23 protein-coding genes are annotated in these 24,478 nt (G+C 70.3%); 16 read left to right on the plus strand and 7 right to left on the minus strand.

Annotation, left to right across the window (positions count from 1 at the left end; all coding sequences use genetic code 11):
* Positions 1-149: 149 nt before the first annotated feature.
* The 3 genes from ABZT14_RS01495 to ABZT14_RS01505 form a co-directional block, all read right to left on the minus strand.
* The gene (locus tag ABZT14_RS01495; RefSeq protein ID WP_356295234.1) at positions 150-1,397 is read right to left on the minus strand and encodes a GNAT family N-acetyltransferase; all 1,248 of its coding nucleotides are present in this window, start codon (positions 1,395-1,397) and stop codon (positions 150-152) included.
* An 86-nt stretch (positions 1,398-1,483) separates the two neighbouring features.
* Positions 1,484-2,512, minus strand: coding sequence for an asparaginase (locus tag ABZT14_RS01500; protein ID WP_356295236.1), 1,029 nt, complete (start codon positions 2,510-2,512; stop codon positions 1,484-1,486).
* 57 nt (positions 2,513-2,569) lie between these two features.
* Positions 2,570-3,154, minus strand: a complete 585-nt coding sequence (locus ABZT14_RS01505) for an ABC transporter substrate-binding protein (RefSeq protein ID WP_356295239.1) — start codon at positions 3,152-3,154, stop codon at positions 2,570-2,572.
* Between the two features lie 234 nt (positions 3,155-3,388).
* Between ABZT14_RS01505 and dtd the strand changes: the two genes are divergently transcribed.
* The gene (gene dtd / locus ABZT14_RS01510; protein WP_356295242.1) at positions 3,389-3,814 is read left to right on the plus strand and encodes a D-aminoacyl-tRNA deacylase; all 426 of its coding nucleotides are present in this window, start codon (positions 3,389-3,391) and stop codon (positions 3,812-3,814) included.
* Positions 3,815-3,874: 60 nt separating this feature from the next.
* On the opposite strand, the gene ABZT14_RS01515 is transcribed toward dtd, so the two are convergent.
* Positions 3,875-4,852 carry a folate-binding protein gene (locus tag ABZT14_RS01515; RefSeq protein WP_356295245.1) on the minus strand — a complete coding sequence of 326 codons (978 nt, stop codon included), beginning with the start codon at positions 4,850-4,852 and terminating at the stop codon, positions 3,875-3,877.
* A gap of 9 nt (positions 4,853-4,861) precedes the next feature.
* Positions 4,862-5,308, minus strand: a complete 447-nt coding sequence (locus tag ABZT14_RS01520; RefSeq protein ID WP_356295248.1) for a transcriptional repressor — start codon at positions 5,306-5,308, stop codon at positions 4,862-4,864.
* A gap of 250 nt (positions 5,309-5,558) precedes the next feature.
* Here ABZT14_RS01520 and ABZT14_RS01525 point away from each other — a divergent pair, with 250 nt between their 5' ends.
* Positions 5,559-5,813, plus strand: a complete 255-nt coding sequence (locus ABZT14_RS01525; protein ID WP_356295251.1) for a chaplin — start codon at positions 5,559-5,561, stop codon at positions 5,811-5,813.
* Positions 5,814-6,033: 220 nt separating this feature from the next.
* Positions 6,034-7,326 carry a geranylgeranyl reductase family protein gene (locus ABZT14_RS01530; protein ID WP_356295254.1) on the plus strand — a complete coding sequence of 431 codons (1,293 nt, stop codon included), beginning with the start codon at positions 6,034-6,036 and terminating at the stop codon, positions 7,324-7,326.
* Between the two features lie 231 nt (positions 7,327-7,557).
* Here the strand turns inward: ABZT14_RS01530 and ABZT14_RS01535 are convergent, their stop codons facing one another.
* Positions 7,558-8,358: a C40 family peptidase gene (locus tag ABZT14_RS01535; protein ID WP_356295256.1), complete on the minus strand. Its 801-nt coding sequence runs from the start codon at positions 8,356-8,358 to the stop codon at positions 7,558-7,560.
* A 452-nt stretch (positions 8,359-8,810) separates the two neighbouring features.
* Positions 8,811-9,587, minus strand: a complete 777-nt coding sequence (locus ABZT14_RS01540) for a TSUP family transporter (protein ID WP_356295259.1) — start codon at positions 9,585-9,587, stop codon at positions 8,811-8,813.
* Positions 9,588-9,995: 408 nt separating this feature from the next.
* Here ABZT14_RS01540 and ABZT14_RS01545 point away from each other — a divergent pair, with 408 nt between their 5' ends.
* From ABZT14_RS01545 to ABZT14_RS01605, 13 genes are read left to right on the plus strand one after another with little or no spacing between them, the layout of a single operon-like run.
* Positions 9,996-10,355 (plus strand): NADH-quinone oxidoreductase subunit A, encoded by a 360-nt coding sequence (locus ABZT14_RS01545; RefSeq protein WP_356295261.1) that lies wholly within the window; start codon positions 9,996-9,998, stop codon positions 10,353-10,355.
* A gap of 13 nt (positions 10,356-10,368) precedes the next feature.
* Complete coding sequence (locus ABZT14_RS01550; protein ID WP_356295264.1) at positions 10,369-10,923, plus strand: NADH-quinone oxidoreductase subunit B family protein; 555 nt, start codon at positions 10,369-10,371, stop codon at positions 10,921-10,923.
* Positions 10,920-11,636 carry an NADH-quinone oxidoreductase subunit C gene (locus ABZT14_RS01555; protein WP_356295267.1) on the plus strand — a complete coding sequence of 239 codons (717 nt, stop codon included), beginning with the start codon at positions 10,920-10,922 and terminating at the stop codon, positions 11,634-11,636. The genes ABZT14_RS01550 and ABZT14_RS01555 overlap by 4 nt, the downstream gene beginning before the upstream one ends.
* Complete coding sequence (locus tag ABZT14_RS01560; protein ID WP_356295270.1) at positions 11,636-12,976, plus strand: NADH-quinone oxidoreductase subunit D; 1,341 nt, start codon at positions 11,636-11,638, stop codon at positions 12,974-12,976. Before ABZT14_RS01555 ends, ABZT14_RS01560 begins: the two co-directional genes overlap by 1 nt.
* On the plus strand, positions 12,973-13,827 hold the full coding sequence (gene nuoE, locus ABZT14_RS01565; protein ID WP_356295272.1) for an NADH-quinone oxidoreductase subunit NuoE: 855 nt from the start codon (positions 12,973-12,975) through the stop codon (positions 13,825-13,827). Before ABZT14_RS01560 ends, nuoE begins: the two co-directional genes overlap by 4 nt.
* 2 nt (positions 13,828-13,829) lie before the next feature.
* The gene (nuoF, locus tag ABZT14_RS01570) at positions 13,830-15,179 is read left to right on the plus strand and encodes an NADH-quinone oxidoreductase subunit NuoF (protein WP_356295275.1); all 1,350 of its coding nucleotides are present in this window, start codon (positions 13,830-13,832) and stop codon (positions 15,177-15,179) included.
* On the plus strand, positions 15,176-17,707 hold the full coding sequence (locus tag ABZT14_RS01575) for an NADH-quinone oxidoreductase subunit G (RefSeq protein WP_356295278.1): 2,532 nt from the start codon (positions 15,176-15,178) through the stop codon (positions 17,705-17,707). Before nuoF ends, ABZT14_RS01575 begins: the two co-directional genes overlap by 4 nt.
* Complete coding sequence (gene nuoH / locus ABZT14_RS01580; RefSeq protein WP_356295281.1) at positions 17,704-19,080, plus strand: NADH-quinone oxidoreductase subunit NuoH; 1,377 nt, start codon at positions 17,704-17,706, stop codon at positions 19,078-19,080. Before ABZT14_RS01575 ends, nuoH begins: the two co-directional genes overlap by 4 nt.
* Positions 19,073-19,747: an NADH-quinone oxidoreductase subunit NuoI gene (gene nuoI / locus ABZT14_RS01585; RefSeq protein WP_356295284.1), complete on the plus strand. Its 675-nt coding sequence runs from the start codon at positions 19,073-19,075 to the stop codon at positions 19,745-19,747. The genes nuoH and nuoI overlap by 8 nt, the downstream gene beginning before the upstream one ends.
* The gene (locus ABZT14_RS01590; protein ID WP_356295286.1) at positions 19,744-20,616 is read left to right on the plus strand and encodes an NADH-quinone oxidoreductase subunit J; all 873 of its coding nucleotides are present in this window, start codon (positions 19,744-19,746) and stop codon (positions 20,614-20,616) included. The genes nuoI and ABZT14_RS01590 overlap by 4 nt, the downstream gene beginning before the upstream one ends.
* Positions 20,613-20,912 (plus strand): NADH-quinone oxidoreductase subunit NuoK, encoded by a 300-nt coding sequence (gene nuoK / locus ABZT14_RS01595; RefSeq protein ID WP_356295289.1) that lies wholly within the window; start codon positions 20,613-20,615, stop codon positions 20,910-20,912. The genes ABZT14_RS01590 and nuoK overlap by 4 nt, the downstream gene beginning before the upstream one ends.
* 13 nt (positions 20,913-20,925) lie before the next feature.
* Positions 20,926-22,809 (plus strand): NADH-quinone oxidoreductase subunit L, encoded by a 1,884-nt coding sequence (gene nuoL, locus ABZT14_RS01600; RefSeq protein ID WP_356295292.1) that lies wholly within the window; start codon positions 20,926-20,928, stop codon positions 22,807-22,809.
* A gap of 2 nt (positions 22,810-22,811) precedes the next feature.
* On the plus strand, positions 22,812-24,476 hold the full coding sequence (locus ABZT14_RS01605) for an NADH-quinone oxidoreductase subunit M (RefSeq protein WP_356295295.1): 1,665 nt from the start codon (positions 22,812-22,814) through the stop codon (positions 24,474-24,476).
* Positions 24,477-24,478: the final 2 nt, after the last annotated feature.

Consider the following 24,478-nt stretch of genomic DNA (forward strand, 5'->3'; position numbering starts at 1 on the left):
TCCATCCGTCGAGGGCCCAGATGCGGTGCGGGATGTCCCACTATCGCGGTTTGGGTGCCTCGCGTACAGCGGGCGTTCCCCTTTCCGTGGTCAACTCGTCGCGTTAGGTGAACTGTGGGGTGGCCGGAAAACGTTGGTGGGGGAGGGGTTCAGAACACGTCCTGGCACCAGGGCTGGCGGCTGGTGCCGAACAGCCCGTCCGCGCTGACCAGGGCGCCGGCCCGTTCCTCGTCCACCCGACCGACCGCACCCAGTCGCGCGGCGGACTCGCCACCCAGGTAGAGCGAGGCCAACTCGCCCACGCCCAGCGTCAGTTCGGGTTCCCGGCCGGTCGCCGTACAACGGGCGCCGTCGGTGTCGGCCTCCAGACGGAAGGTGCCCTCGGCCAGTCCCGCGGGGTCGACCACCCGCAACACCAGGGAGCCGGGCCGCTCGTACCCACGGGCCTCCAGCATCGCGGGCACGTCCAGGGGCCGCAGCCACAGGAAGTCGGCCCGGCCGCGCACATGCACCGACCGCGAGTCCGGCACCAGCAGCGGCAGCAGGTCGTCCACCGGCCGGCGCTGCGCCCGTACCGTGCTCACCCAGTCCACCGACATCAGGTACCGCCACAGCGCGGCCTCCGCCCTCGGGCTGGTGCCGAACAGGTCCAGCACCCGCAGGGTGTGGCGGGGCACGTCGTCCGCCCAGTCGTGCTCGGAGGTGTGGGAGACCAGCCCCTGCGGGGTGCCGTGCTCGTCCCGGTAGACCACGTAGAAGCGGGGGGTGAAGGGCTCGTCCCGGCCCTCGTGTTCGCCGGTGACCTTGGACCAGAAGGCGGCGTCCCGGCTCACGGTGCCCTGGGCCTGCGGGAGGCGGGCGACCCGGTCGTGCAACTCCGGGCCGATCTCGCGCACCTGGGACAGCTCGACCTGCTCCAGACGCCCGCCGTCCTCCGGCTGGCCCGAGGTGGCCGGCAGTCCGGTGCGGTGCACCTCCACCTCGTAGTCGTGGTGCCAGGCGGCCGGGCCGAAGCCGAAGCGCCCGTAGATCGGGTACTCCGAGGCGATCAGGGTGGCCAGGGCGTCGCCGCGCTCCCTGGCGTCGTGGAGTTCGTTGGTCATCATCCGGCTCAGCAGCCCGCGCCGCCGGTGGGTGGGGCGTACGGTCACCGCGCTGATCGCCGAGGCGCCCAGCCGGACCCCGCCGGGCACCGTCAGCAGCTGGGGGAAGCGCCGGAAGGTGGCCACGCACTGGTCGCCGTCGAACGCCCCCTGCAACTCCTCCAGCCGCCACTGTTCGCGGCGGAGCCCCACCTTCTCGTCGCTCAGGCGCTTGGCGTTGTGGAAGCCCACGCCCACCGTGCGCAGCCAGTGGGCGAACTCGTCCTCGGCCGGGGTCCGAATCTCAACAGTCATGGCCGCAGGCTATGCAGCCCCTTACGCCAGCCGCACCCCGATTTACCCGGCCCCGTCCCGCTCGGAACCCCCCCCTCGGAACCCCCTCAGAACACCGCCCGCAACGCGCCCACCGGCCGGCCCCCACCGGTCACCGGCGCCTCGGCGACGCGGTCCAGCACCGGCGCGGTCACCCCCATCAGCCGCAGCGCGTGGGCCAGTACCGGACCCAGCGCCCGGCGTGCCCCGTCCTCCACCTTGAACGCCAGCGCCCGACCGTCCGGCAACGCGACCGCCTGCACCCCCTCGGCACCCATCTTGGCCAGCGCCCCCGGTAGTCCGCGCATCAGCCAGGTGTCGTGCCGTCGACTGCCGGCCACGTACTCCGGGTGGGCACGCGCGGCGTCGGCCACCCGGCGTTCCGGCGCCCCCTCCGGGGCGAGCACACAGGCCCGGAACGACCGGGCCAGCCCGGTCAGGGAGAGGGACAGCAGCGGCGCCCCACAGCCGTCCACCCCGACCTGGGCCACCGGTTCGCCGGCGAGCCGCTCCACGGTGTCGGTGATCGCCCGTTGCAGGGGGTGGCCGGGGTCGAGGTAGCCGTCCACCGGCCAGCCGGCGGCACCACAGGTCGCCAACATCGCGGTGTGCTTGCCGGAGCAGTTCATGGCCACCGGGCTGGGCTGGTGTCCGGCCGCCAGCCACTCCCGGGCCGCCTCCTGGTCCAGCGGAAGGTCGGCCGGGCAGCCCAACAGCTCCTCCGACAGCCGGTGTTCGGCCAGCATCCTCCGCACCAGGCGCAGGTGGAACGGCTCCCCGGAGTGGCTGGCGGCGGCCAACGCCAGTCGTTCGCCCGCCAGTTCCACACCCGCCCGGAGCATCGCCGCCGCCTGGAGGGGCTTGTTGCAGGAACGGGGAAAGAGGGGAACGTCCACCCGCCCCCACGCGCGTGCCACCGCGCCGTCCCGGTCGAGCAGCACCACCGCGCCACGGTGCCGCCCCTCCACGAAACCGGACCGCACCACCTCCACCAGTACCGGGGGCGCCTCGGAAGGCGGGCCGGTGGGGTCAGCGGTGGTGTTCCCCTCGGTGCTGTGTGCGGGGTCCGGGGTGGCGTCCCAGGCGCGGTCGGGCATGGCGTCCTCCTCGCCGGGAGCCCGTCACGGGAGGGCGCGCCCCCTCGCCCGGCGACGTCAGGTGAGCAGGTCGTCGATGTGGGCCTCGCCCTCACGGTACCTACGGGCGATCTCCGCGCTGCAGTCGTCCGTCGTACGTTGCAGGGCCTGCCGCCGACGGGACACCTGCCGCTCCAGCCGCACCAGTTCGGCCCTGGCCCGGCGCAGTTCCTCGTCCGAGTGCGCGGTCAGGTCGCTCAACTCCACCTTGGCCAGCATCCGTTCGGCCAGCAGCCGGGCCCGCTCCCCGTGCGGGGGGCGCAGCGTCACATGGCGGGCGGAGGCCCGCTGGCGGGCCGGCTCGTCGGCCAGGATGCTGGGCAGCTGGTCCAGCAGGGGGCTGCTGGCGCAGCTGCGTCGGGCCAGCTCGGCGTAGAGGATGTCCACCCGCCCCTGGAGCAGCCGCCGTACATAGCTCAGGTCGGCCTCCTCGCCCTGCGATCGCCGGCGCAGTTCCCGCAGTTGGGGCAGGTCCAGCCGGTGCAGTTCCGGCCGTTCGCCGGCCCGCAGGGCGCTGAGGGGGCTGTCCGGTGCGCCGGGGTGGGGCAACAGTTCGCCGGTCGACGGGAGGCCGGGCGTCGACCCGGATCCGGTGGTGCTCATAGGCGCTCGGTCTCCTTGTCCCCGGGCTTGGGTGGTGTTGCGCTACTTTCGGTCCCACTGCGCGGGAAGTGAGGTAAGTCGGGGAAGCTGTGCGACATCACGGAAGGCGCTTTCGTTACCGCGTGCCACGCATCGTGCCACTGTGTACTGTCCGTCCGCAGCATTTGCCAGCCGGGTTTCCCAGGAGCGGGCCGGCGGGCGACCGGCAGAACTCCCGTACGGAATGATGTCCCCATGCGAGCGGTAGTACAGCGAGTGAGCGACGCCCGGGTCACCGTGGACGACGAGACCGTGGGGGAGATCACCGAACCGGGACTGTGCGTGCTGGTGGGCGTCACCCACGAGGACACCCCGGCCAAGGCGGCCCAACTGGCCCGGAAACTGTGGTCGGTACGCATCCTGGACGAGGAGCGGTCCTGCTCCGACGTGAACGCCCCGCTGCTGGTCGTCAGCCAGTTCACGCTGTACGGGGACGCCCGCAAGGGCCGGCGCCCCACCTGGAACGCCGCCGCACCCGGCGCGGTGGCCGAACCCCTGGTGGACGAGGTGTGCGAGCGGCTCCGGGAACTGGGCGCCACGGTGGCCACCGGCCGGTTCGGCGCCAGGATGCGGGTCACCCTCACCAACGAGGGCCCGTTCACGGTGCTGTTGGAGGTCTGACCGGCACCCCTCGCGGCTCGACCGGCACCCGCCGGGACGCCGGCGCCGGAGCGGCGGGGTTCAGACCTCGACCACCAGCTCCTGGGCGGCGGCGGTGGCGTCCGGTCCGGCGATCAGCGGGGCGTCGACCGGTACGTTCCGCTTGATCAGGGCCATCGCGATGGGCCCCAGCTCGTGGTGGCGGGCCGAGCTGGTGACGAAGCCCAACGGGCGCCCCTCCACCCCGTCGGCGGCCAGCCGCACCGGGTCCCCGTGCACCGGCAGGTGCACCTCGCTGCCGTCCAGGTGCAGGAACACCAGCCGCCGGGGCGGACGGCCCAGGTTGTGCACCCGGGCCACGGTCTCCTGGCCCCGGTAGCAGCCCTTCTGTAGGTGGACGGCCGAGCCGATCAGGCCGATCTCGTGCGGGATGGTGCGGTGGTCGGTCTCCCGCCCCAGCCGTGGCCGGTGGGCCTCCAGCCGCAGCGCCTCGAAGGCCAACACCCCGATGGCCGGCCGGTGTTGCTCGGCGAAGCCCTCCAGCTGGGCCCGGGGCAGGAACACGTCCCGGCCGTACGGCACCTCCCGTACCACCGCGTCCTCGGGGACCTCGGCGATGGAGCCGGCCGGCAGGTGCACCAGCGCGAAGTCGGCGCCACGGTCGGCGACCTCCACGCGGTAGAAGAACTTCATGCTCTCCAGGTAGGAGACCAGCCCGCTCGCCCCGCCCGGCTCGGTGTGCATCCAGGTGGTCTCCCCGTCGTCGACCAGGGACACCGCGTGCTCGATGTGGCCGTTGGCGGAGAGGACCAGCGCCTCGGTGGCCTGGTGCGGCGGCAGTTCGCTCACGTGCTGGGTCAGCAGCAGGTGCAGCCAGGACAGCCGGTCCGAGCCGGAGACGGTGACCACGTCCCGGTGGGAGAGGTCCACGAAACCGGTGCCGTCGGCGAGGGCGCGCTGCTCCCGGAACAGGTCGCCGTAGTGCGCCGCGACCCCCTCGTCCGGGGCCTCGGCCGGCACCGCGCCGGGGAGCGACAGCAGGGGGCTGAGGTAGGACATGCGTCCAGCCTACGACGGGCCCTCGGCGGTCTGTTCGCCCCCGCAGTCCGCGCAGCGGCCGAAGATCGCGAAGTGGGGGATGTCGGCGGTGAACCCGACCCGGTCCCGCAGCCGCTCCACCAGGTCGTCGGCGAGCTGGACGTCCACCTCGGTGATCCTCGCGCAGTCCCGGCACAGCAGGTTCAGCCGCCCGGGCTCGCCGGCCAGGTGGTAGCTGGGAGCGCCGTGTCCCAGGTGGCTGTGGGCCACCAGCCCCAGTTCCTCCAGCAGCTCCAGGGTGCGGTAGATCGTGGAGATGTTGACCCCGCTCGCGGTACGCCGCACCTGTGCCAGCAGTTCGTCCGGGGTGCCGCCGCCCAGGGCGCGCACCGCCTCCAGCACCAGTTGCCGCTGGGGGGTCAGCCGGTAGCCGCGCCGCCGTAGCGCGCCGGGCCAGTCGCTCTCTCGGGAGGTCACGCGCCAAGTCTAGGAGCGTACGGGGACACCGGCCGGTGCCCTGGGCGAAGCCGGTCGGGCCGGCCGGTACCGGGGTGGCCGCTCACGGTCGCCGGACCACTCCGCCGGGAGGCTCGACCGGGAGACGGCGCCGGAGGTGCCACCACCTGATCGGGTGTTCTCCGCCGCCGGCCGGCGAGCCCCCCACACCGCCGGGGCGGAATGCGTGGAGGGTGCGAGCTGTCCCGAAGGATTCCAGCAAGGAGCAACAATGCGTATTCGTACCGCTGTGGCCGCCACCGGTCTCGCCGCCGCCACCGTCCTGGGCGGCGCCGCCATGGCCTCGGCCCACGACCACGGGACCAACGGCGCCAGCGCGCAGGGTTCCGCCGTGGGCTCCCCGGGCGTCCTGTCCGGCAACGTCGTGCAGATCCCGGTCCACGTGCCGGTCAACCTGTGCGGCAACTCCATCAACGTGCTGGGCGCCGTGAACCCGGCGTTCGGCAACGCCTGCGCCAACGGCTGACACCCCCGCGACCAGGGCACGACAGCGGCTCCCCTCCTTTCCGCCGTTGCCCCTCCACGCGGAGCAGGCGCCCCGTCTCCACCGAGGCGGGGCGCCTTCGCGTTCCCACCCCGAGGGATCCCCTCCCCCCGTCGGGTGGGTGCCCTCATAGACTGCGGGGAGTCCCGTGCCCGGACCACCACCGGACACATCTCCGTACCCAGACCAGCGGGAGCCCGCCGTGACCGAGCCGCTGTCGAAGGCGCCCTCCGAGCACCAGGCAGACGTCATCGTGGTGGGAGCCGGCCCAGCCGGGTCCACCACCGCCTACCACCTCGCCCGCTCCGGCCTGGACGTGCTGTTGCTGGAGAAGACCGCCTTCCCCCGCGAGAAGGTGTGCGGTGACGGGCTCACCCCCCGCGCCACCAAGCAGCTGGTGGCGATGGGCATCGACATCTCCGAGGAGGCCGGCTGGCTCCGTAACAAGGGCCTGCGGATCATCGGCGGCGGCCAGCGACTCCAGCTGGACTGGCCGGAGTTGGCCAGCTACCCGGACTACGGGCTGGTGCGCAAGCGCGACGACTTCGACGAGCAGCTCGCCCGGCAGGCGCAGAAGGCCGGCGCCCGGATGTACGAGCGGTGCAACGTGGGCGAGCCGATCGTGGACCGCAACGGCCGGATCACCGGGGTGCACGCCAAGCTGGGTGAGGAGAAGACCCCGGTCACCTTCCACGCCCCCCTGGTGGTCGCCGCCGACGGCAACTCCAGCCGGCTGTCGCTCAACATGGGCCTGCACCGCCGGGAGGACCGCCCCATGGGGGTGGCCGTCCGCACCTACTTCACCAGCCCCCGCCACGATGACGACTACCTGGAGTCCTGGCTGGAGCTGTGGGACCGGCGCGGCGCCCAGGATCGGCTGCTGCCGGGCTACGGCTGGATCTTCGGCATGGGCGACGGCACCTCCAACGTGGGCCTGGGAGTGCTCAACACCTCCTCCTCGTTCAAGGAGCTGGACTGGCGGGAGATCCTCAAGGCCTGGTGCGCCTCGATGCCCGAGGAGTGGGGGTACACCCCCGACAACATGACCTGCCCCATCCGGGGCGCCGCCCTGCCGATGGCCTTCAACCGCCAACCCCACTACACCCGGGGCCTGTTGCTGGTCGGCGACGCCGGCGGCCTGGTCAACCCCTTCAACGGCGAGGGCATCGCCTACGCCATGGAGTCCGGTGAGATCGCCGCCGAGGTGATCACCCAGGCCATGGCCCGGGCCACCCCCCAACAGCGGGAACTGGCCCTGCGCCGCTACCCCAAGGTGCTCAAGGACACCTACGGCGGCTACTACACGATGGGCCGCGCCTTCGTGAAGCTCATCGGCAACCCGAAGGTCATGAAGCTGGCCACCGAACGCGGCCTCAGCCACCCGCTGTTGATGCGCTTCACCCTCAAGATGCTGGCCAACCTCACCGACCCGAGCGGCGGGGATGCCATGGACCGCATCATCAACGGGCTGAGCAAGGTCTCACCGCGCTCCTGACCGGCCCGCCGACGACCCCGCGAGGCGCCCCGTCCCGAAAGGGACCGGGGCGCCTCGCCGTTCCCGGGACCGTACGGCGGCTCCACGGCCGTGTGCGGGCCCGAGCCCGACGGGGCCGCCCGTACCCCCGCCCGTTCCGCCGCCCTTCGCGTACGGGCCCGCACACGGCCGTGCCCCGGCCCGCACGGAGCGGGCCGGGGCACGGGGGACGACGTGAGGTCCGAAGAACGCTCAGAGCACCCGGGTCGCCGAGGTCGGCATGTAGTTGGACATCTGCTGCTCCACCACGCCCTTGCCGGGGTTGGCGGCGTCGATGTACTTGCCGTCGCCGACGTAGACGGCCACGTGGTGGGCGCTGCCCACACCGCCCCAGAACAGCAGGTCGCCGGGCTTCACCTGGCTGACCGGAACCTGGGTACCGGTGGTGGACTGCGCCTGGGAGACGCGCGGCAGGCTGACGCCGATCTGCCGGAACGCCGCCTGGGTCAGCCCCGAGCAGTCGTACGCCGAGGGGCCGGTGGCCCCCATGACGTACGCCTTGCCCAACTGGCCGCGCAGGAAGCTGATCAGCGTGCCCACGTTGCCGCTGGCGGAGCTGGGCGCGCTTGTCGTAGTGGTGGTGGTGCTGGGGGCGTCGGCCTGGGTGAGGCTGGTGCGCTCCGCCGCACGGGAGGCGCGCTCCCGGGCCTCGGCCTTGCGCTTGGCCTCCGCGCGCCGTTCCGCCTCGGCGCGCTTCTCCGCCTTCTCCTGGGCCGCCTCGGCGGCCTTGTCCTGCACGGCCTGCTGCTCGTAGCCGAGGGCGGAGGTCTTCAGGGACTCGGCCGCCTCCTGGGAGGAGGAACCGACGCCGGTGCCCAGGGTGGGCATCTCCACGGTCTCGGCTGGGGACTTGCCCGAGTCCGCGGACGCGGGGTGCGCCGCCGCGGTGACGGCGATGGTGCTGAGGACGCCACCGGCAACGCCGGCGCGCAGCGCGACGTGCTTGCTGGACCGGGGCTTCCGGTGGCGGGGTTTATGAGCGTTCTGGGACATGCGTCATTGGCTATCAGGGGCCGAGGCGTCGCTTCAATAAAGGTGGGATGCGCCACATGCCCGCTTGTCAGGGGGAGTTGGCGGGGGAATTGTCCGACTCGCTCCCACTCCGTGGGGGCGTTTTCGCGCCAACTGCCCGGCCGTGACCACGGGGTTGTCCACATCGTCCGTTTCGCTCCGGGCGCCTATCACGGCGGGGTCACGGCCGGCAAAGGGGAAAGATCGTCTTCCCGTTCCGGGTGACGGGGATCACGGTTTGCTCTCGGTGATCTTGCCAACCTTCGTCCCGATTGGGGGATTTGGTGTCCTCGCCTCTCCAGGGAGGGTTCGCAGTGATACGTCATCAGTTGGACCCCGGCCCCCTTGTCCCCTTTGGGTCCGCTATGAGGGGACCTGGTGTGCGGGCCGACCGGGTCGGCGCGGTCCACCCCCGTACGGGCCGGGGCGCCGGCTCAACTCCACTGGTCCCAGCCGAGTTTGGCCACCAGCACGGCGACCACCACCAACAGCGCGGCCCGTACGAACCCGCTGCCCCGCCGCAGCGCCATGTGCGCCCCCAGCCAGCCGCCCAGGATGTTGAACAGCGCCATCGGCGGGGCCAGTTTCCACAGCACGCTGCCGTGGCCGGCGAACACCAGCAGGGCGCCCAGGTTGGTGCCCACGTTCACGACCTTGGCGGTGGCCGAACTGGTCACCATGTCCAGGCGGAGGATCGCCACGAAGGCGATCACCAGGAAGGTGCCGGTGCCCGGGCCCAACATCCCGTCGTAGAAGCCGATTCCGACCCCGCCCACCAACAGGGCGAGCAACGTACGGCGCGGGGTGACCGCTCCCTCGGCCCGCACGGTGCCGAAGCTGGGGCGGAAGGTCACGAAACCGGCCACCGCCAACAGCAGCACCATGATCAGGGGGTTGAGCACCTCCTTGTCCACCGCCGAGGCGAAGGAGGCGCCGGCCGCGGCGGAGGCCACCGCCAGCAGCCCCAGCCGCCACGCCAGCCGACGGTCCAGGGGCGCCCTGCGGCCGTAGGTCACCGCGGCCATGCCGGTGCCGGCGATCGCCACCGCCTTGTTGGTGCCCAGGGCGTACGCGGGAGCCAGGTGCGGGAACGCGATCAGCAGGGCCGGAAGTTGCACCAGCCCCCCGCCGCCGACCACCGCGTCGATCCAGCCGGCCATCAGGGCGGCGGCGCACAGCAGAACCAGTCCGCCCAAGCTGATCTCGTCCATGAACGCCGAGCGTAGTCATCCGGTCGCGCGGACCTTCCGTCGGCCGCCCGCCGGCTTCCGCGTCGGCGGCTCCGGGTGGGGTCAAGTGCCGCTTCAACAGCTTTCGTCGAGGAGGCGCACCGCTGTGACCAGCGACGACGAGGGAAGAAATCACCAGAGGTAGTCACTCGACCTCTAGGCGCGCATAGATCATCGAAGATCCGCTTTGGTGCCTCTACGCCCGAAGAGTGCCTGGTGTTGGAGATCACAAGGCCGTTGTGGTACCCCGTGTCGCACGTCACAGAGCGACGGGCATAGGATGCCTTCCCAGGGCTTGTGAACTGCCTCACATGGGGGTGGCCTTGGTGGAGTGGCTCACAGCCGAAGCGGACCGCCCGCAGTCAGCGTCGACTGGAAGGAGCGAGGACGGTGAACGCCTATGTGCCGATCCTTGTACTGGGAGCCCTAGGGGCTGCCTTCGCGATTTTCTCCGTGGTCGCGGCGTCGGTCATCGGCCCGAAGCGATACAACCGGGCCAAGTTGGAGGCGTACGAGTGCGGCATCGAGCCGACACCGCACGCAGCCGGCGGCGGGCGCTTTCCGATCAAGTACTACCTCACGGCGATGCTCTTCATCGTTTTCGATATCGAGATCGTCTTCCTCTACCCCTGGGCCGTCACCTTCGACGCCCTGGGGCTGTTCGGGCTCGTGGAGATGCTGCTCTTCGTGCTCACCGTCTTCGTCGCCTACGCCTATGTCTGGCGCCGCGGCGGCCTGGAATGGGACTAGGGGCTGATCACTGATGGGACTCGAAGAGAAACTCCCCAGCGGATTCCTGCTGACCACCGTCGAGAAGGCCGCGGGGTGGGTGCGCAAGTCGTCCATGTTCCCCGCGACCTTCGGACTCGCCTGCTGCGCCATCGAGATGATGACCACCGGAGCCGGCCGGTACGACCTCGCCCGCTTCGGCATGGAGGTCTTCCGCGGATCGCCCCGGCAGGCGGACCTGATGATCGTCGCCGGCCGGGTCAGCCAGAAGATGGCGCCGGTGCTGCGGCAGGTCTACGACCAGATGCCCAACCCCAAGTGGGTCATCTCCATGGGCGTCTGCGCCTCCAGCGGTGGGATGTTCAACAACTACGCGATCGTGCAGGGCGTCGACCACGTCGTCCCGGTCGACATCTACCTGCCCGGCTGCCCGCCCCGGCCCGAGATGCTGATGGACGCCATCCTCAAGCTGCACCAGCACGTGCAGGACACCAAGCTCGGCGTCAACCAGGAGCAGGCCGCCCGTGAGGCGGAGGAGGCCGCCCGCAAGGCCCTGCCGACCATCGAGATGAAGGGGCTGCTGCGGTGAGCGACGAGCCGACCAGGGACCAGGAGTCCCTGCCCGCCCAGAGCACCGACACCGGTGAGGTCATCGGCCACCGCCGGGGCATGTTCGGCGCCACCAACGGCGCCGACACCTCCGGCTACGGCGGACTGGTGCGCACCGTACGGCTGCCGGGTCCCACCCAGCGGCCCTACGGCTCCTACTTCGACGAGGTCGCCGACGAACTCGAAGGCGCCCTGGAAGAGCAGGAGTTGGACCCCGCCCAGGTCATCGAGAAGACCGTGGTGGACCGGGGCGAGGTGACCTTCCACATCGCCCGGGAACACCTGCTCGCGGTGTGCCGCACGCTGCGTGACGACCCGGCGCTGCGCTTCGAGTACTGCACCGGGGTCAGCGCCGTGCACTTCCTTGAGGACACCGGGCGGGAACTGCACGCGGTCTACCACCTGCGTTCGCTCACCCACAACCGCATCATCCGGCTGGAAGTCAGCGCCCCGGACGCGGACCCGCACGTGCCCTCGGTCGTCGAGGTCTACCCGACCAACGACTGGCACGAGCGGGAGGCCTACGACTTCTTCGGCCTGGTCTTCGACGGCCACCCCGCCCTCACCCGGATCATGATGCCGGACGACTGGCAGGGCTATCCGCAGCGCAAGGACTACCCGCTCGGCGGCATTCCCGTCGAGTACAAGGGCGCCCAGATCCCGGCTCCCGACCAGCGGAGGTCGTACACCTGATGAGCACGTCATCCAGCCCCACCCACGCCCCCGCTGGCGCGCGCGAGACCACCGAGGGCACCGTCTACGACGTCACCGGCGGTGACTGGGAAGAGGTCGCCAAGGCCGCCGCGGCCAGCGACGATGAGCGCATCATCGTCAACATGGGCCCCCAACACCCCTCCACGCACGGGGTGTTGCGGCTGATCCTGGAGATCGACGGCGAGACGGTCACCGAGGCCCGGTGCGGCATCGGCTACCTGCACACCGGCATCGAGAAGAACCTGGAGTACCGCACCTGGACCCAGGGCACCACCTTCGTGACGCGGATGGACTACCTCACGCCGTTCTTCAACGAGACGGCGTACTGCATGGCGGTCGAGAAGCTGCTGGGCATCGAGGACGACATCCCGGACCGCGCCAACATCATCCGGGTGCTGATGATGGAGCTGAACCGGCTCTCCTCCCACCTGGTGTGCATCGCCACCGGTGGCATGGAGCTGGGCGCCACCACGGTGATGATCTTCGGCTTCCGGGACCGTGAACACGTCCTGGACCTCTACGAGCTGATCACCGGCCTGCGGATGAACCACGCCTACATCCGCCCCGGCGGCCTCGCCCAGGACCTCCCGCCCGGCGCCATCGACGCCTGCCGAGAGTTCCTGAAGAAGATGCGCAAGAACCTGCCGGAGTACGACAAGCTCGCCACCGGCAACCCCGTCTTCAAGGCCCGGCTGAAGGACATCGGCTACCTGGACCTCGCCGGCTGCATGGCCCTGGGCGCCACCGGCCCCATCCTGCGCAGCGCCGGCCTCCCGCACGACCTGCGCAAGGCGCAGCCGTACTGCGGGTACGAGCGCTACGAGTTCGACGTCCCCACCGTGGACACCTGCGACTCCTATGGCCGGTACCTCATCCGCGTCGAGGAGATGCACCAGTCGCTGCGGATCATCGAGCAGTGCCTGGACATGCTGGAGCCCGGTCCGGTGATGGTGGGCGACAAGAAGATCGCCTGGCCCGCCCAACTCGCCCTGGGCCCCGACGGACTGGGCAACTCCCTGGACCACATCAAGAACATCATGGGCACCTCCATGGAGGCGCTCATCCACCACTTCAAGCTGGTCACCGAGGGCTTCAGGGTCCCGCCCGGCCAGACGTACGCGGCGGTCGAGTCCCCCAAGGGGGAACTGGGCGTGCACGCGGTCAGCGACGGCGGCACCCGTCCGTACCGGGTGCACTTCCGCGACCCGTCGTTCACCAACCTCGAATCCATGGCGGCGATGTGCGAGGGCGGCCAGGTCGCCGACGTCATCGTGGCCGTAGCGTCCATCGACCCCGTGATGGGAGGCGTCGACCGATGAGTGACGCAGTACGTCCCTCCACGACCCAGCTGGGTATGCCGGCCCTGCCGGCCGAGCCTTACCCGACCGAGGTACACCAGCGCCTGGCGGCCGACGCCAAGGAGATCATCGCCCGCTACCCGGACAGCCGGTCCGCTCTGCTCCCCCTGCTGCACCTGGTGCAGTCCGAGGAGGGGCACGTCACCCGCACCGGAGTCCAGTTCTGCGCCGACCAGTTGGAGCTGACCACCGCCGAGGTCACGGCGGTGTCCACCTTCTACTCCATGTACCGGCGCAAGCCCAGCGGCGACTACCAGGTCGGTGTCTGCACCAACACCCTGTGCGCGGTGATGGGCGGCGACGCCATCTTCGAGGAGCTCCAGCGCCACCTGGAACTGGGCAACAACGAGACCACCGAAGACGGCAAGGTCACCCTGGAGCACATCGAGTGCAACGCGGCCTGCGACTTCGCCCCGGTGGTGATGGTCAACTGGGAGTTCTTCGACAACCAGACCCCCGACAGCGCCAAGAGCCTGGTCGACGACCTGCGCGCCGGCCGTGAGGTCACCCCCACCCGGGGTGCCCCGCTGTGCACCTTCAAGGAGACCGCCCGGGTGCTGGCCGGCTTCCCCGACCCGCGTGAGGGCGCGGTCGAGGCCGGCGGTGGCGCCGGCCCCGCCTCCCTCGCCGGGCTGCGGATCGCCAAGGGCGAGGTGCCCGCCGGGCAGCCCAGCGACCGCTCCAAGAGCAGCGGTCCCGTCGACCAGCCGGTGCCCCACGCCGGCGAGGAACCCCCATCCACCCACCCCAGCTCCCACGACGCGCCGCAACCCACCGCGTCCGAGGAGTCGGCGAGCGGCGAGGAGGACTGACGGTGACCGCGACCGACAACAGCCCCCAGCGACTGCTGACCCCGGTGCTCTCCGACTTCTGGGACGACCCAGAGGCCTGGACCCTGGCCACCTACAAGCGGCACGAGGGCTACCAGGGACTGAGCAAGGCCCTGGCCATGGACCCCGACGACGTCATCGCCTACGTCAAGGACTCCGGCCTCCGTGGCCGGGGCGGCGCCGGCTTCCCCACCGGGATGAAGTGGCAGTTCATCCCGCAGGGCGACGACAAGCCCCACTACCTGGTGGTCAACGCGGACGAGTCGGAGCCGGGCACCTGCAAGGACATCCCGCTCCTCTACGCCAACCCGCACTCGCTGATCGAGGGCATGATCATCGCCTGCCACGCGATCCGCTCCCACCACGCCTTCATCTACCTGCGCGGCGAGGTGGTGCCCGTACTGCGGCGCCTGCACCTGGCCGTGCGTGAGGCGTACGAGGACGGCATCCTCGGCAAGGACGCCCTCGGCCCCGGCAAGGACCTGGACATCACCGTGCACGCGGGGGCCGGCGCCTACATCTGCGGTGAGGAGACCGCGCTCCTGGACTCCCTCGAAGGGCGCCGTGGACAACCCAGGTTGCGCCCGCCGTTCCCCGCCGTGGCCGGCCTCTACGCCTGCCCCACAGTGGTGAACAACGTCGAGTCCATCGCTTCGGTTCCCGCCCTGATGCTCAAGGGCAAGGACTGGTTCCGATCCATGGGCAGCGAGAAGTCCCCCGGCTTCACCCTCTACTCCCTGAGCGGACACGTGGCCACCCCCGGCCAGTACGAGGCCCCGCTGGGCGTCACCCTGCGCCAACTCCTCGACCTCAGCGGAGGGATGAGGCCCGGGCACCAGCTGAAGTTCTGGACCCCCGGCGGCTCCTCCACCCCGCTGCTGACCGACGAGCACCTGGACGTGCCCCTGGACTACGAGGGGGTCGGCGCGGCCGGCTCCATGCTCGGTACCAAGGCCCTGCAGTGCTTCGACGAGACCACCTGTGTGGTGCGGGCGGTCACCCGCTGGACCGAGTTCTACGCCCACGAGTCCTGCGGCAAGTGCACCCCCTGCCGCGAGGGGACGTACTGGCTGGTCCAACTGATGCGGGACTTCGAGGCCGGCAAGGCCAGCATGTCCGACATCGACAAGATCGACGACATCGCCGACAACATCAACGGCAAGTCGTTCTGCGCCCTCGGCGACGGCGCGGCCAGCCCCATCTTCTCCTCGCTGAAGTACTTCCGCGAGGAGTACGAACAGCACGTACGGGAGAAGGGCTGCCCCTTCGACCCGGCCCGGTCCACCCTCTGGGCTGACCGGGGATCCGACCCCCACCTGGAGGTGAAGGCATGACAGTGACCACCAGCGCCCCCTCCGGAGGGGCGGCGGCCCCGCCGCCGGAGGACCTGGTCTCACTGACCATCGACGGCGCCGAGATCAGCGTCCCCAAGGGCACCCTGGTCATCCGGGCCGCCGAACTGCTGGGCATCGAGATCCCCAGGTTCTGCGACCACCCGCTGCTGGACCCGGCCGGCGCCTGCCGCCAGTGCATCGTCGAGGTCGAGGGCCAGCGCAAGCCCATGGCGTCCTGCACCATCCAGTGCACCGACGGCATGGTGGTCCGCACCCAACTCACCTCCCAGGTCGCCGACAAGGCCCAGCGCGGAGTGATGGAGCTGCTGCTCATCAACCACCCGCTGGACTGTCCGGTCTGCGACAAGGGCGGCGAGTGCCCGTTGCAGAACCAGGCCATGTCCCACGGTGACGCCGAGTCCCGTTTCGAGGGCCGCAAGCGCACCTTCGAGAAGCCGGTACCGATCTCCACCCAGGTGCTGCTGGACCGCGAGCGCTGCGTGCTGTGCGCGCGCTGCACCCGCTTCTCCAACCAGATCGCCGGCGACCCGATGATCGAGCTGACCGAGCGGGGCGCCCTCCAGCAGGTCGGCACCGGCGAGGGCGACCCCTTCCAGTCGTACTTCTCCGGCAACACCATCCAGATCTGCCCGGTCGGCGCCCTCACCTCGGCCGCCTACCGCTTCCGCTCCCGCCCCTTCGACCTGGTCTCCTCGCCCAGCGTCTGCGAACACTGCGCCGGAGGCTGCGCCACCCGCACCGACCACCGGCGCGGCAAGGTGATGCGCCGACTGGCCGCGGACGACCCCGAGGTCAACGAGGAGTGGATGTGCGACAAGGGCCGCTTCGCGTTCCGCTACGCCCAGCGCCCCGACCGGCTGGCCACCCCCCTGGTGCGGGACGCCGAGACCGGTGAGCTGCGGCAGTCCAACTGGCCCGAGGCCCTGGAGGTCGCGGCCCAGGGGCTGGCCCGGGCCCACACCCGTACCGGGGTGCTGACCGGCGGCCGGCTCACCGTGGAGGACGCCTACGCCTACGGCAAGTTCGCCCGCCTGGTGCTCGGCACCAACGACGTGGACTTCCGCGCCCGACGGCACAGCCAGGAGGAGACCGCGTTCCTGGTCTCCCAGGTCGCCGGCCACGGCGTGCACCTGGACGGCCAGGGCGTCACCAACAACGCCCTGGAACACGCCCCCTCGGTACTGCTGGTGGGGCTGGAGGCCGAGGAGGAGGCGCCCGGCGTCTTCCTCCGGCTGCGCAAGGCCCACCGCAAGCACGGCCAGCGCACCTTCTCCCTCGCCACCCACGCCACCCGGGGCCTCACCAAGGCCGGCGGCACCCTGCTGCCCGCCGCGCCCGGTACCGAGGTCGAGTGGCTGGACGCGCTCGGCGGCGGGGTCGGGCTGGACGAGCTGGGCCAGCGGGCCGCCGACGCGCTCCGGGCCGAGGGTTCGGTGATCGCGGTCGGCGAACGGCTGGCCCAGGTGCCCGGCGCCCTCACCTCGGTGGTGCGTGCCGCCACCGCCCTGGGCGCCGCGCTGGTGTGGATCCCGCGCCGCGCCGGCGAACGGGGCGCCGTCGAGGTCGGTGCCCTGTCCGCGCTGCTGCCCGGTGGCCGTCCGGCCACCGACCCCCGCGCCCGCGAGGAGGTCGCCCGCGCCTGGGGCGTACCGGCCCTGCCCAGCCGCGAGGGGCGGGACACCGCCGGCATCCTGCGGGCCGCCGCCGAGGGCGAGCTGTCCGCGCTGCTGGTCGGTGGCGTGGAGGTCGCCGACCTCCCGGACCCGGCCGGCGCGCTGGCCGCCCTGGACGCGGTGGACTTCCTGGTCAGCCTGGAACTGCGGCCCAGCGAGGTCACCGAGCGCGCCGACGTGGTGCTGCCGGTGTCCGCCGTCGTGGAGAAGGCCGGCACCTTCCTCAACTGGGAGGGCCGGGGCCGCCCCTTCGAGGCAGCCATCAAGCCCGACCAGATGACCCGCCGTCAGGTGCAGCCGGACGTACGGGTGCTGCACATGCTGTCCGACGCGCTGGCCGCCACCGGCCAGGTGCTGGACGCCGACCGGTTCCGGCTGCCCGACGTGGCCGCCGCCCGTCGGGAGATCGAGGCCCTCGGTTCCTGGGACGGCGCCCGTCCCCGTATCGAGGACCTGCTGTCCGAGGGCAAGACCTCCGGCCTGCCGCAACCCTCCAAGGGCGAGGCGGTGTTGGCCGGTCACCGGCTGTTGCTGGACCAGGGCCGGCTCCAGGACGGTGATGACGCCCTGGCCGGTACCCGGCACGCCGCCGAGGCCCGACTGTCGGCGACCACCGCCGAGGAGATCGGAGCCCGTGACGGTCAGCCACTGACCGTGACCGGCCCGGCCGGTTCGGTACGGCTGCCACTGAGGGTGACCGAGATGCCGGACCGGGTGGTGTGGCTGCCGCTCAACTCGGTGGGCAGCGGCGTCAACCGCGATCTGGCTGCACAGACCGGTGAGTTGGTGCGGATCGCCGCCGGCTCCGACACCGAGGAGGAGGTGACCCGATGACGACGCTAGCCGCCGAAGACCTGAGCATGTTCGGCAACGACCCCTGGTGGTTGATCGCCATCAAGGCGGTCTTCTGCTTCGCCTTCCTGATGCTGACCGTGCTGATCTCCATCGTGATGGAGCGCAAGGTCGTCGCCTGGATGCAGCTGCGGATCGGCCCCAACCGGCACGGCCCCTGGGGAATGCTCCAGTCGCTGGCCGACGGCATCAAGCTGATGCTGAAGGAGGACGTGGTCGTCAAGGGCGCCGACAAGGCGGTCTACATCCTGGCGCCGATCATCGGCGCCATCCCCGCGTTCATGGCGTTCGCGGTGATCCCCTTCGGCCCCGCCGGCAACGAGGTGTCGATCTTCGGCACCCGCACCACCATGCAGCTGACCGACCTGCCGGTGGCCATCCTCTACATCCTGGCCACCGCCTCGGTCGCCGCCTACGGCACCGTGCTGGCCGGCTGGTCGTCCGGCTCCACCTACCCGCTGCTCGGCGGGGTGCGCGCCACGGCCCAGATCATCAGCTACGAGGTCGCCATGGGCCTCAGCTTCGCGGCCGTCTTCCTCTACTCCGGCTCGATGTCCACCTCCGCGATCGTCGACGCCCAGCACGACCGCTGGTTCGCGGTACTGCTGCCGCTGTCGTTCCTGATCTACCTGGTGTCCATGGTCGGCGAGGCGCACCGCGCCCCGTTCGACATGCCGGAGTCCGAGGGCGACCTGGTCGGTGGCTTCAACACCGAGTACTCGTCGATCAAGTTCGCGATGTTCATGCTCGCCGAGTACATCCACATGGTCACCGTCTCCGCCCTGGCGGTCACCCTCTTCCTGGGCGGCTGGCGAGCCCCGGCGCCGATCAGCACCTACTGGGAGGGCGCCAACCACGGTTGGTGGCCGATGCTGTGGTTCGTCGGCAAGCTGCTGATGCTGCTGTTCCTGTTCGTGTGGATCCGCGCGGCCCTGCCCCGCGTCCGCTACGACCAGTTCATGCAGCTGGGCTGGAAGGTCCTCATCCCGGTCTCCATGGCCTGGCTGATGCTGGTGGCCACGGTCCGCGCCATGCGGAACGAGGAGATCGCCTTCGGCAACATCGTGCTGTGGGTGGGCTCGGCCGCCCTGCTGGTGCTGCTGATCGCCTTCCTGGTGGACGTGTTCCGGGAGCGCGAGGAGGAGAAGAAGGCCCAGGAGGCCGAAGCCGAGCCCTCCAAGCCCTTCGACCCGATGGCCGGCGGCTATCCGGTGCCGCCACTGCCCGGGCAGACCCTGCCGCCCGTACCGAGGCGGCCGTCCCGTATGGAGAAGCAGCCGGTCCCCGCCGGCCCGGTGGACAGCGCTGAGAACGCAGGGGACGACTCTTCGGAAGAAGGAGGCGACGGTGCCTGAGAATCCCGTGGCCGGCTTCGGCGTGACCTTCAAGGCCATGTTCAAGAAGCGGCTGACCGAGCAGTACCCGGAGTACAAGAAGCCGACGGCGCCGCGCTTCCACGGGCGTCACCAGCTCAACCGGCACCCGGACGGGCTGGAGAAGTGCGTCGGCTGCGAGCTGTGCGCCTGGGCCTGTCCGGCCGACGCCATCTACGTGGAGGGCGCGGACAACACCGAGGAGGAACGCTACTCCCCGGGCGAGCGCTACGGCCGCGTCTACCAGATCAACTACCTGCGCTGCATCCTGTGCGGGCTGTGCGTGGAGGCCTGCCCCACCCGCGCGCTGACCATGACCAACGAGTACGAACTCGCCGACTCCTCCCGGGAGTCGCTCATCTACACCAAGGAGGAGCTGCTCGCCGGTCTGGAAGAGGGCATGGTCGACTCCCCGCACGCCATCTACCCGGGCATGACGGAGAGGGACTACTACAGCGGCCTGGTCACCGAGGCCGCCCCCGGCACCGTCCCCCAGGTCGCCGTCAGCCACGGCGAGAAGCCGGCCGACTCCCACCTGGAGGACCGGGACGAGGGCGACATCAACTACGTGATGGCTCAGGGCGTCACCGAGGACCCGACGCACACCGCCCCCCAGTCCGAGGGCCAGGACAAGGGGGACAGCAAGTGACCTCGCTCGCCGCCGCCGCGGGCCACACCGGCACCGGGGAGGCCTTCACCTTCTGGGTGCTGGGCACCGTCGCCGTACTGGGCGCGCTCGGCACCGTCACGCTGCGTCGCAGCGTGCACTCCGCGCTCTGCCTGGCCGGGACCATGATCATCCTCGCGGTGTTCTACCTGGCCAACGGCGCCCACTTCCTCGGCATCGTGCAGATCGTCGTCTACACCGGCGCCGTGATGATGCTGTTCCTGTTCGTGCTGATGCTGGTCGGTGTCACCGCGGCCGACTCCCTGACCGAGACCATCAAGGGCCAGCGCTGGCTGGCCGTGATCTGCGGCCTCGGGTTCGGGGTGCTGCTGATCGGTGGCATCGGCAACGCCTCGGTGAAGTCCTTCAACGGGCTGGACTCGGCCAACGCCGCCGGCAACGTCCAGGGCTTGGCCGCCCTGATCTTCACCAAGTACATCTTCGCCTTCGAGATCACCGGCGCCCTGCTGGTCACCGCCGCCGTCGCGGCCATGGTGCTCACCCACCGGGAACGCACCGAACGCCGCGACACCCAGCGCGAGTTGGCCGAGCAGCGCACCCGCGGCGACCACCTGCCGCCGCTGCCCGCGCCCGGTGTCTACGCCCGCCACAACGCCGTCGACCTGCCCGGTCTGCTGCCCGACGGCAGCACCTCCGAGCTGACGGTGATGCAGACCCTGCGCCGTCGTGGCCAGGTACGGGACGAGGTGGCCGAACACTCCCAGGAGACCATGGCCTCGCTGGAGCAGCGGACCGAGGAGTACCTCGGCCGTACGCCCACGCCCAAGGACACCAGGGAACTCGGCGCCTCCTCGAAGGAACACGACGGGGAAAGGGAGTCCGCCCAGTGAATCCGGTCAACTACCTCTATCTGTCCGCGTTGTTGTTCACCATCGGCGCCAGCGGAGTGCTGATCAGGCGGAACCTCATCGTCATCTTCATGTGCGTGGAGCTGATGCTCAACGCCGCCAACCTGGCGCTGATCACCTTCTCGCGGATGCACGGCAACCTCGACGGGCAGATCATCGCCTTCTTCACCATGGTCGTGGCGGCGGCCGAGGTCGTGGTGGGCCTGGCGATCATCGTGACGCTCTACCGCTCCCGCCACTCGGCCTCGGTCGACGACGCCAGCCTGATGAAGCTGTAAGGAGTAGCGACCAGTGGAATCACTCATCGGGCTGCTAGTGGGAGCACCGCTCCTCGGCGCGGCCATCCTGCTGTGCGGCGGACGCCGGTTGGACCGCGGCGGCCACCTGCTGGGCACCGCCCTGGCCGTGGCCTCCTTCGCGGTCGCCGCCGTGCTGTTCGCCGACATGCTGGGCCAGGAGGAGGGCGAACGGGCCCTCCACCAGCACCTGTTCAGCTGGGTACCGGTCGGCGGCTTCCAGGCCGACGTGGCCTTCCAGTTGGACCAGTTGTCGATGACCTTCGTACTGCTGATCACCGGCGTCGGATCACTGATCCACGTCTACTCGATCGGCTACATGGAGCACGACGAACGGCGCCGCCGGTTCTTCGGTTACCTCAACCTGTTCCTGGCGGCCATGCTGCTGCTGGTGCTGGCCGACAACTACCTGCTGCTGTACGTCGGTTGGGAGGGCGTCGGCCTCGCCTCGTACCTGCTGATCGGCTTCTGGCAGCACAAGCCCAGCGCCGCCACCGCGGCCAAGAAGGCGTTCCTGGTGAACCGGGTCGGCGACGTCGGCCTGTCCATCGCCATCATGCTGATGTTCACCACCTTCGGCACCTTCACCTTCGCCCCCGTGCTGGACGCGGCCGGCGACACCGGTGAGGGCAAGCTGACCGCCATCGGGCTGATGCTGCTGCTGGCCGCCTGCGGCAAGTCCGCCCAGGTGCCGTTGCAGTCCTGGTTGGGCGACGCCATGGAGGGCCCCACCCCGGTCTCCGCCCTGATCCACGCGGCGACCATGGTCACCGCCGGTGTCTACCTGATCACCCGTTCCGGGGCGATCTTCAACGCCGCCCCCGACGCCCAGACCGTGGTGGTCGTGGTCGGCGCGGTCACCCTGCTGTTCGGTGCGATCGTCGGTTGCGCCAAGGACGACATCAAGAAGGCCCTCGCCGGCTCCACCATGTCGCAGATCGGCTACATGATGCTGGCCGCGGGCCTCGGCCCCATCGGCTACGCCTTCGCCATCATGCACCTGGTCACCCACGGCTTCTTCAAGGCCGGCCTGTTCCTCGGCGCCGGTTCGGTGATGCACGGCATGAACGACGAGGTCGACATGCGGCGGTACGGCGGGCTGCGCAAGCACATGCCCGTCACCTTCGCCACCTTCGGCCTGGGGTACCTCGCCATCATCGGCTTCCCCGGACTGTCCGGCTTCTTCTCCAAGGACCAGATCATCGAGGCCGCCTTCGCCAAGGGCGGCACCCAGGGCTGGATCCTGGGCGCGGTCACCCTGCTGGGCGCGGCCATCACCGCGTACTACATGACCCGCGTGATGCTGCTGACCTTCTTCGGAGAGAAGCGCTGGGACCCCGAGAAGGTCCACCCGCACGAGTCGCCCCGCACCATGACCATCCCCATGATCGTGCTGGCCTTCGGTTCGGTCTTCGCCGGTGGGCTGTTCAAACTCAACGAGTCGTTCGTCCACTGGCTGGAGCCGGTCACCCAGTTCGAGCACGGCCACCCACCGATCAGCGTGCCGGTGATCACCGCCTCGACGGTGATCGTGCTGCTGATCGGCGTCGCGCTCGCCTGGTTCCAGTACGGCCGCCGTGAGGTGCCCGTGGTGGCCCCGCGCGGCAGCCTGCTCACCCGGGCCGCCCGACGGGACCTGCTCCAGGACGACTTCAACCACGTCGCCTTCGTCCAGTCCGGGCAGTACCTCACCCGTGGCCTGGTCTACCTCGACCACAAGGTCGTCGACGGCATGGTCAACGGCACGGCCGCCACCTTCGGTGGACTCTCCGGCCGGCTCCGCAAGCTCCAGAACGGTTTCGCCCGCTCCTACGCGGTCTCGATGTTCGGCGGCGCGGCGGTGCTCATCGCCGCCACCCTGCTGATGAGGGCGGTCTAACGATGTCCTTTCCCCTGTTGACGGCCACCGCCGCGCTGCCCGCGGTCGGCGCCATCGCCACCGCGGCGGTGCCGGCCGGCCGCAGGCTCGCCGCGAAGTGGCTAGCGCTGCTGGTGTCCGTGGTCACCTTGGGCCTGGCGGTCACCGTACTGCTGCGCTTCGATCCCGACGGCGCGCGCTACCAACTGACCGAGTCCCACGCCTGGATCGCTGACTTCGGCGTCCGGTACGAACTGGGAGTGGACGGTATCGGGGCGGCCCTGGTCGCCCTGACCGCACTGCTCATCCCGTTCGTCATCCTCGCCGGCTGGCACGACGCGGACCAGTTGGAGGAGGACGGGAAACGCCGCCGCTGGCGGCCCACCCAGGGCTTCTTCGCCCTGATCCTGGCCGTCGAGGCCATGGTGATCCTGTCCTTCCAGGCCACCGACGTCTTCCTGTTCTACATCTTCTTCGAAGCGATGCTCATCCCGATGTACTTCCTCATCGGTGGCTTCGGAGACCGCGCCGGTGAGCTGGGCGAGGAGGAGACGGCCAAGCAACGCTCGTACGCCGCCGTCAAGTTCCTCCTGTACAACCTGGCCGGCGGCCTGATCATGCTGGCCGCGGTGATCGGCCTGTACGCCGTCACCGCCGACCAGTTGGGCGAGGGCACCTTCTCCCTGCAGGCCATCGCCGAGGCGAGGGCCAACGGTGACCTGAGCCTGGCCACCAACACCGAGCGACTGCTGTTCCTGGGCTTCTTCTTCGCCTTCGCGGTGAAGGCCCCGCTGTGGCCGCTGCACACCTGGCTGCCCAACGCCATGGGGGAGTCCACCGCCCCGGTCGCCGTACTGATCACCGCGGTGGTCGACAAGGTCGGCACCTTCGCCATGCTGCGCTTCTGCCTGGGCCTGTTCCCGGAGGCCAGTTCCTGGGCCACCCCGGTGATCCTGGTGCTGGCCCTGGTCAGCATCCTCTACGGCGCCCTGCTCGCCGTCGGGCAGCGGGACATCAAGCGTCTGATCGCCTACGCGTCCATCTCCCACTTCGGGTTCATCATCCTGGGCATCTTCGCGATGACCACCCAGGGTCACAGTGGCGCCAGCCTGTACATGGTCAACCACGGTGTCTCCACCGCCCTGTTGATGCTGGTCGCCGGCTTCCTGATCTCCCGTCGCGGTTCGCGTCTGATCGAGTCCTACGGCGGGGTCCAGAAGGTGGCACCGGTGTTGGCCGGCACCTTCCTGATCGGTGGTCTGGGAACGCTGTCCCTGCCCGGACTGGCCCCGTTCATCAGCGAGTTCCTGGTGCTGGTGGGCACCTTCACCCGCTACCCGGTGATCGGGATCATCGCCACCGTGGGCATCGTCCTGGCCGCCCTGTACGTCCTGGTCCTCTACCAACGGACCATGACCGGGCCGGTCAAGGGCGGTCTGGAGAAGATGCCGGACCTGCGCCCCAGGGAACTGGCGGTGGTGGCCCCACTGATCGCGCTGCTGATCTTCCTGGGCGTCTTCCCCAAGCCCCTCACCGAGATCCTCGACCCGGCCGTGGAGCACACCATGTCCGACGTGGAGAAGAAGGACCCGGCACCGGACCAGAAGGTCGCCGACAAGGGCTGGTTCGACTACAAGCCCCATGACGCCCACTCCGGGGCGCACAACACCGACGGAGGTGACAAGTGAGC

The sequence above is a fragment of the Streptomyces sp. NPDC005438 genome, assembly GCF_040606315.1.
Taxonomy (GTDB): Bacteria; Actinomycetota; Actinomycetes; order Streptomycetales; family Streptomycetaceae; genus Streptomyces.

Coding starts and splice junctions, on each gene's coding strand:
- ABZT14_RS01495 (WP_356295234.1), bottom strand. CDS start 1,397: ATGACTGTTGAGATTCGGACCCCGGCCGAGGACGAGTTCGCCCACTGG.
- ABZT14_RS01500 (WP_356295236.1), bottom strand. CDS start 2,512: ATGCCCGACCGCGCCTGGGACGCCACCCCGGACCCCGCACACAGCACC.
- ABZT14_RS01505 (WP_356295239.1), bottom strand. CDS start 3,154: ATGAGCACCACCGGATCCGGGTCGACGCCCGGCCTCCCGTCGACCGGC.
- dtd (WP_356295242.1), top strand. CDS start 3,389: ATGCGAGCGGTAGTACAGCGAGTGAGCGACGCCCGGGTCACCGTGGAC.
- ABZT14_RS01515 (WP_356295245.1), bottom strand. CDS start 4,852: ATGTCCTACCTCAGCCCCCTGCTGTCGCTCCCCGGCGCGGTGCCGGCC.
- ABZT14_RS01525 (WP_356295251.1), top strand. CDS start 5,559: ATGCGTATTCGTACCGCTGTGGCCGCCACCGGTCTCGCCGCCGCCACC.
- ABZT14_RS01535 (WP_356295256.1), bottom strand. CDS start 8,358: ATGTCCCAGAACGCTCATAAACCCCGCCACCGGAAGCCCCGGTCCAGC.
- ABZT14_RS01540 (WP_356295259.1), bottom strand. CDS start 9,587: ATGGACGAGATCAGCTTGGGCGGACTGGTTCTGCTGTGCGCCGCCGCC.
- ABZT14_RS01550 (WP_356295264.1), top strand. CDS start 10,369: ATGGGACTCGAAGAGAAACTCCCCAGCGGATTCCTGCTGACCACCGTC.
- ABZT14_RS01560 (WP_356295270.1), top strand. CDS start 11,636: ATGAGCACGTCATCCAGCCCCACCCACGCCCCCGCTGGCGCGCGCGAG.
- nuoE (WP_356295272.1), top strand. CDS start 12,973: ATGAGTGACGCAGTACGTCCCTCCACGACCCAGCTGGGTATGCCGGCC.
- ABZT14_RS01575 (WP_356295278.1), top strand. CDS start 15,176: ATGACAGTGACCACCAGCGCCCCCTCCGGAGGGGCGGCGGCCCCGCCG.
- nuoH (WP_356295281.1), top strand. CDS start 17,704: ATGACGACGCTAGCCGCCGAAGACCTGAGCATGTTCGGCAACGACCCC.
- ABZT14_RS01605 (WP_356295295.1), top strand. CDS start 22,812: ATGTCCTTTCCCCTGTTGACGGCCACCGCCGCGCTGCCCGCGGTCGGC.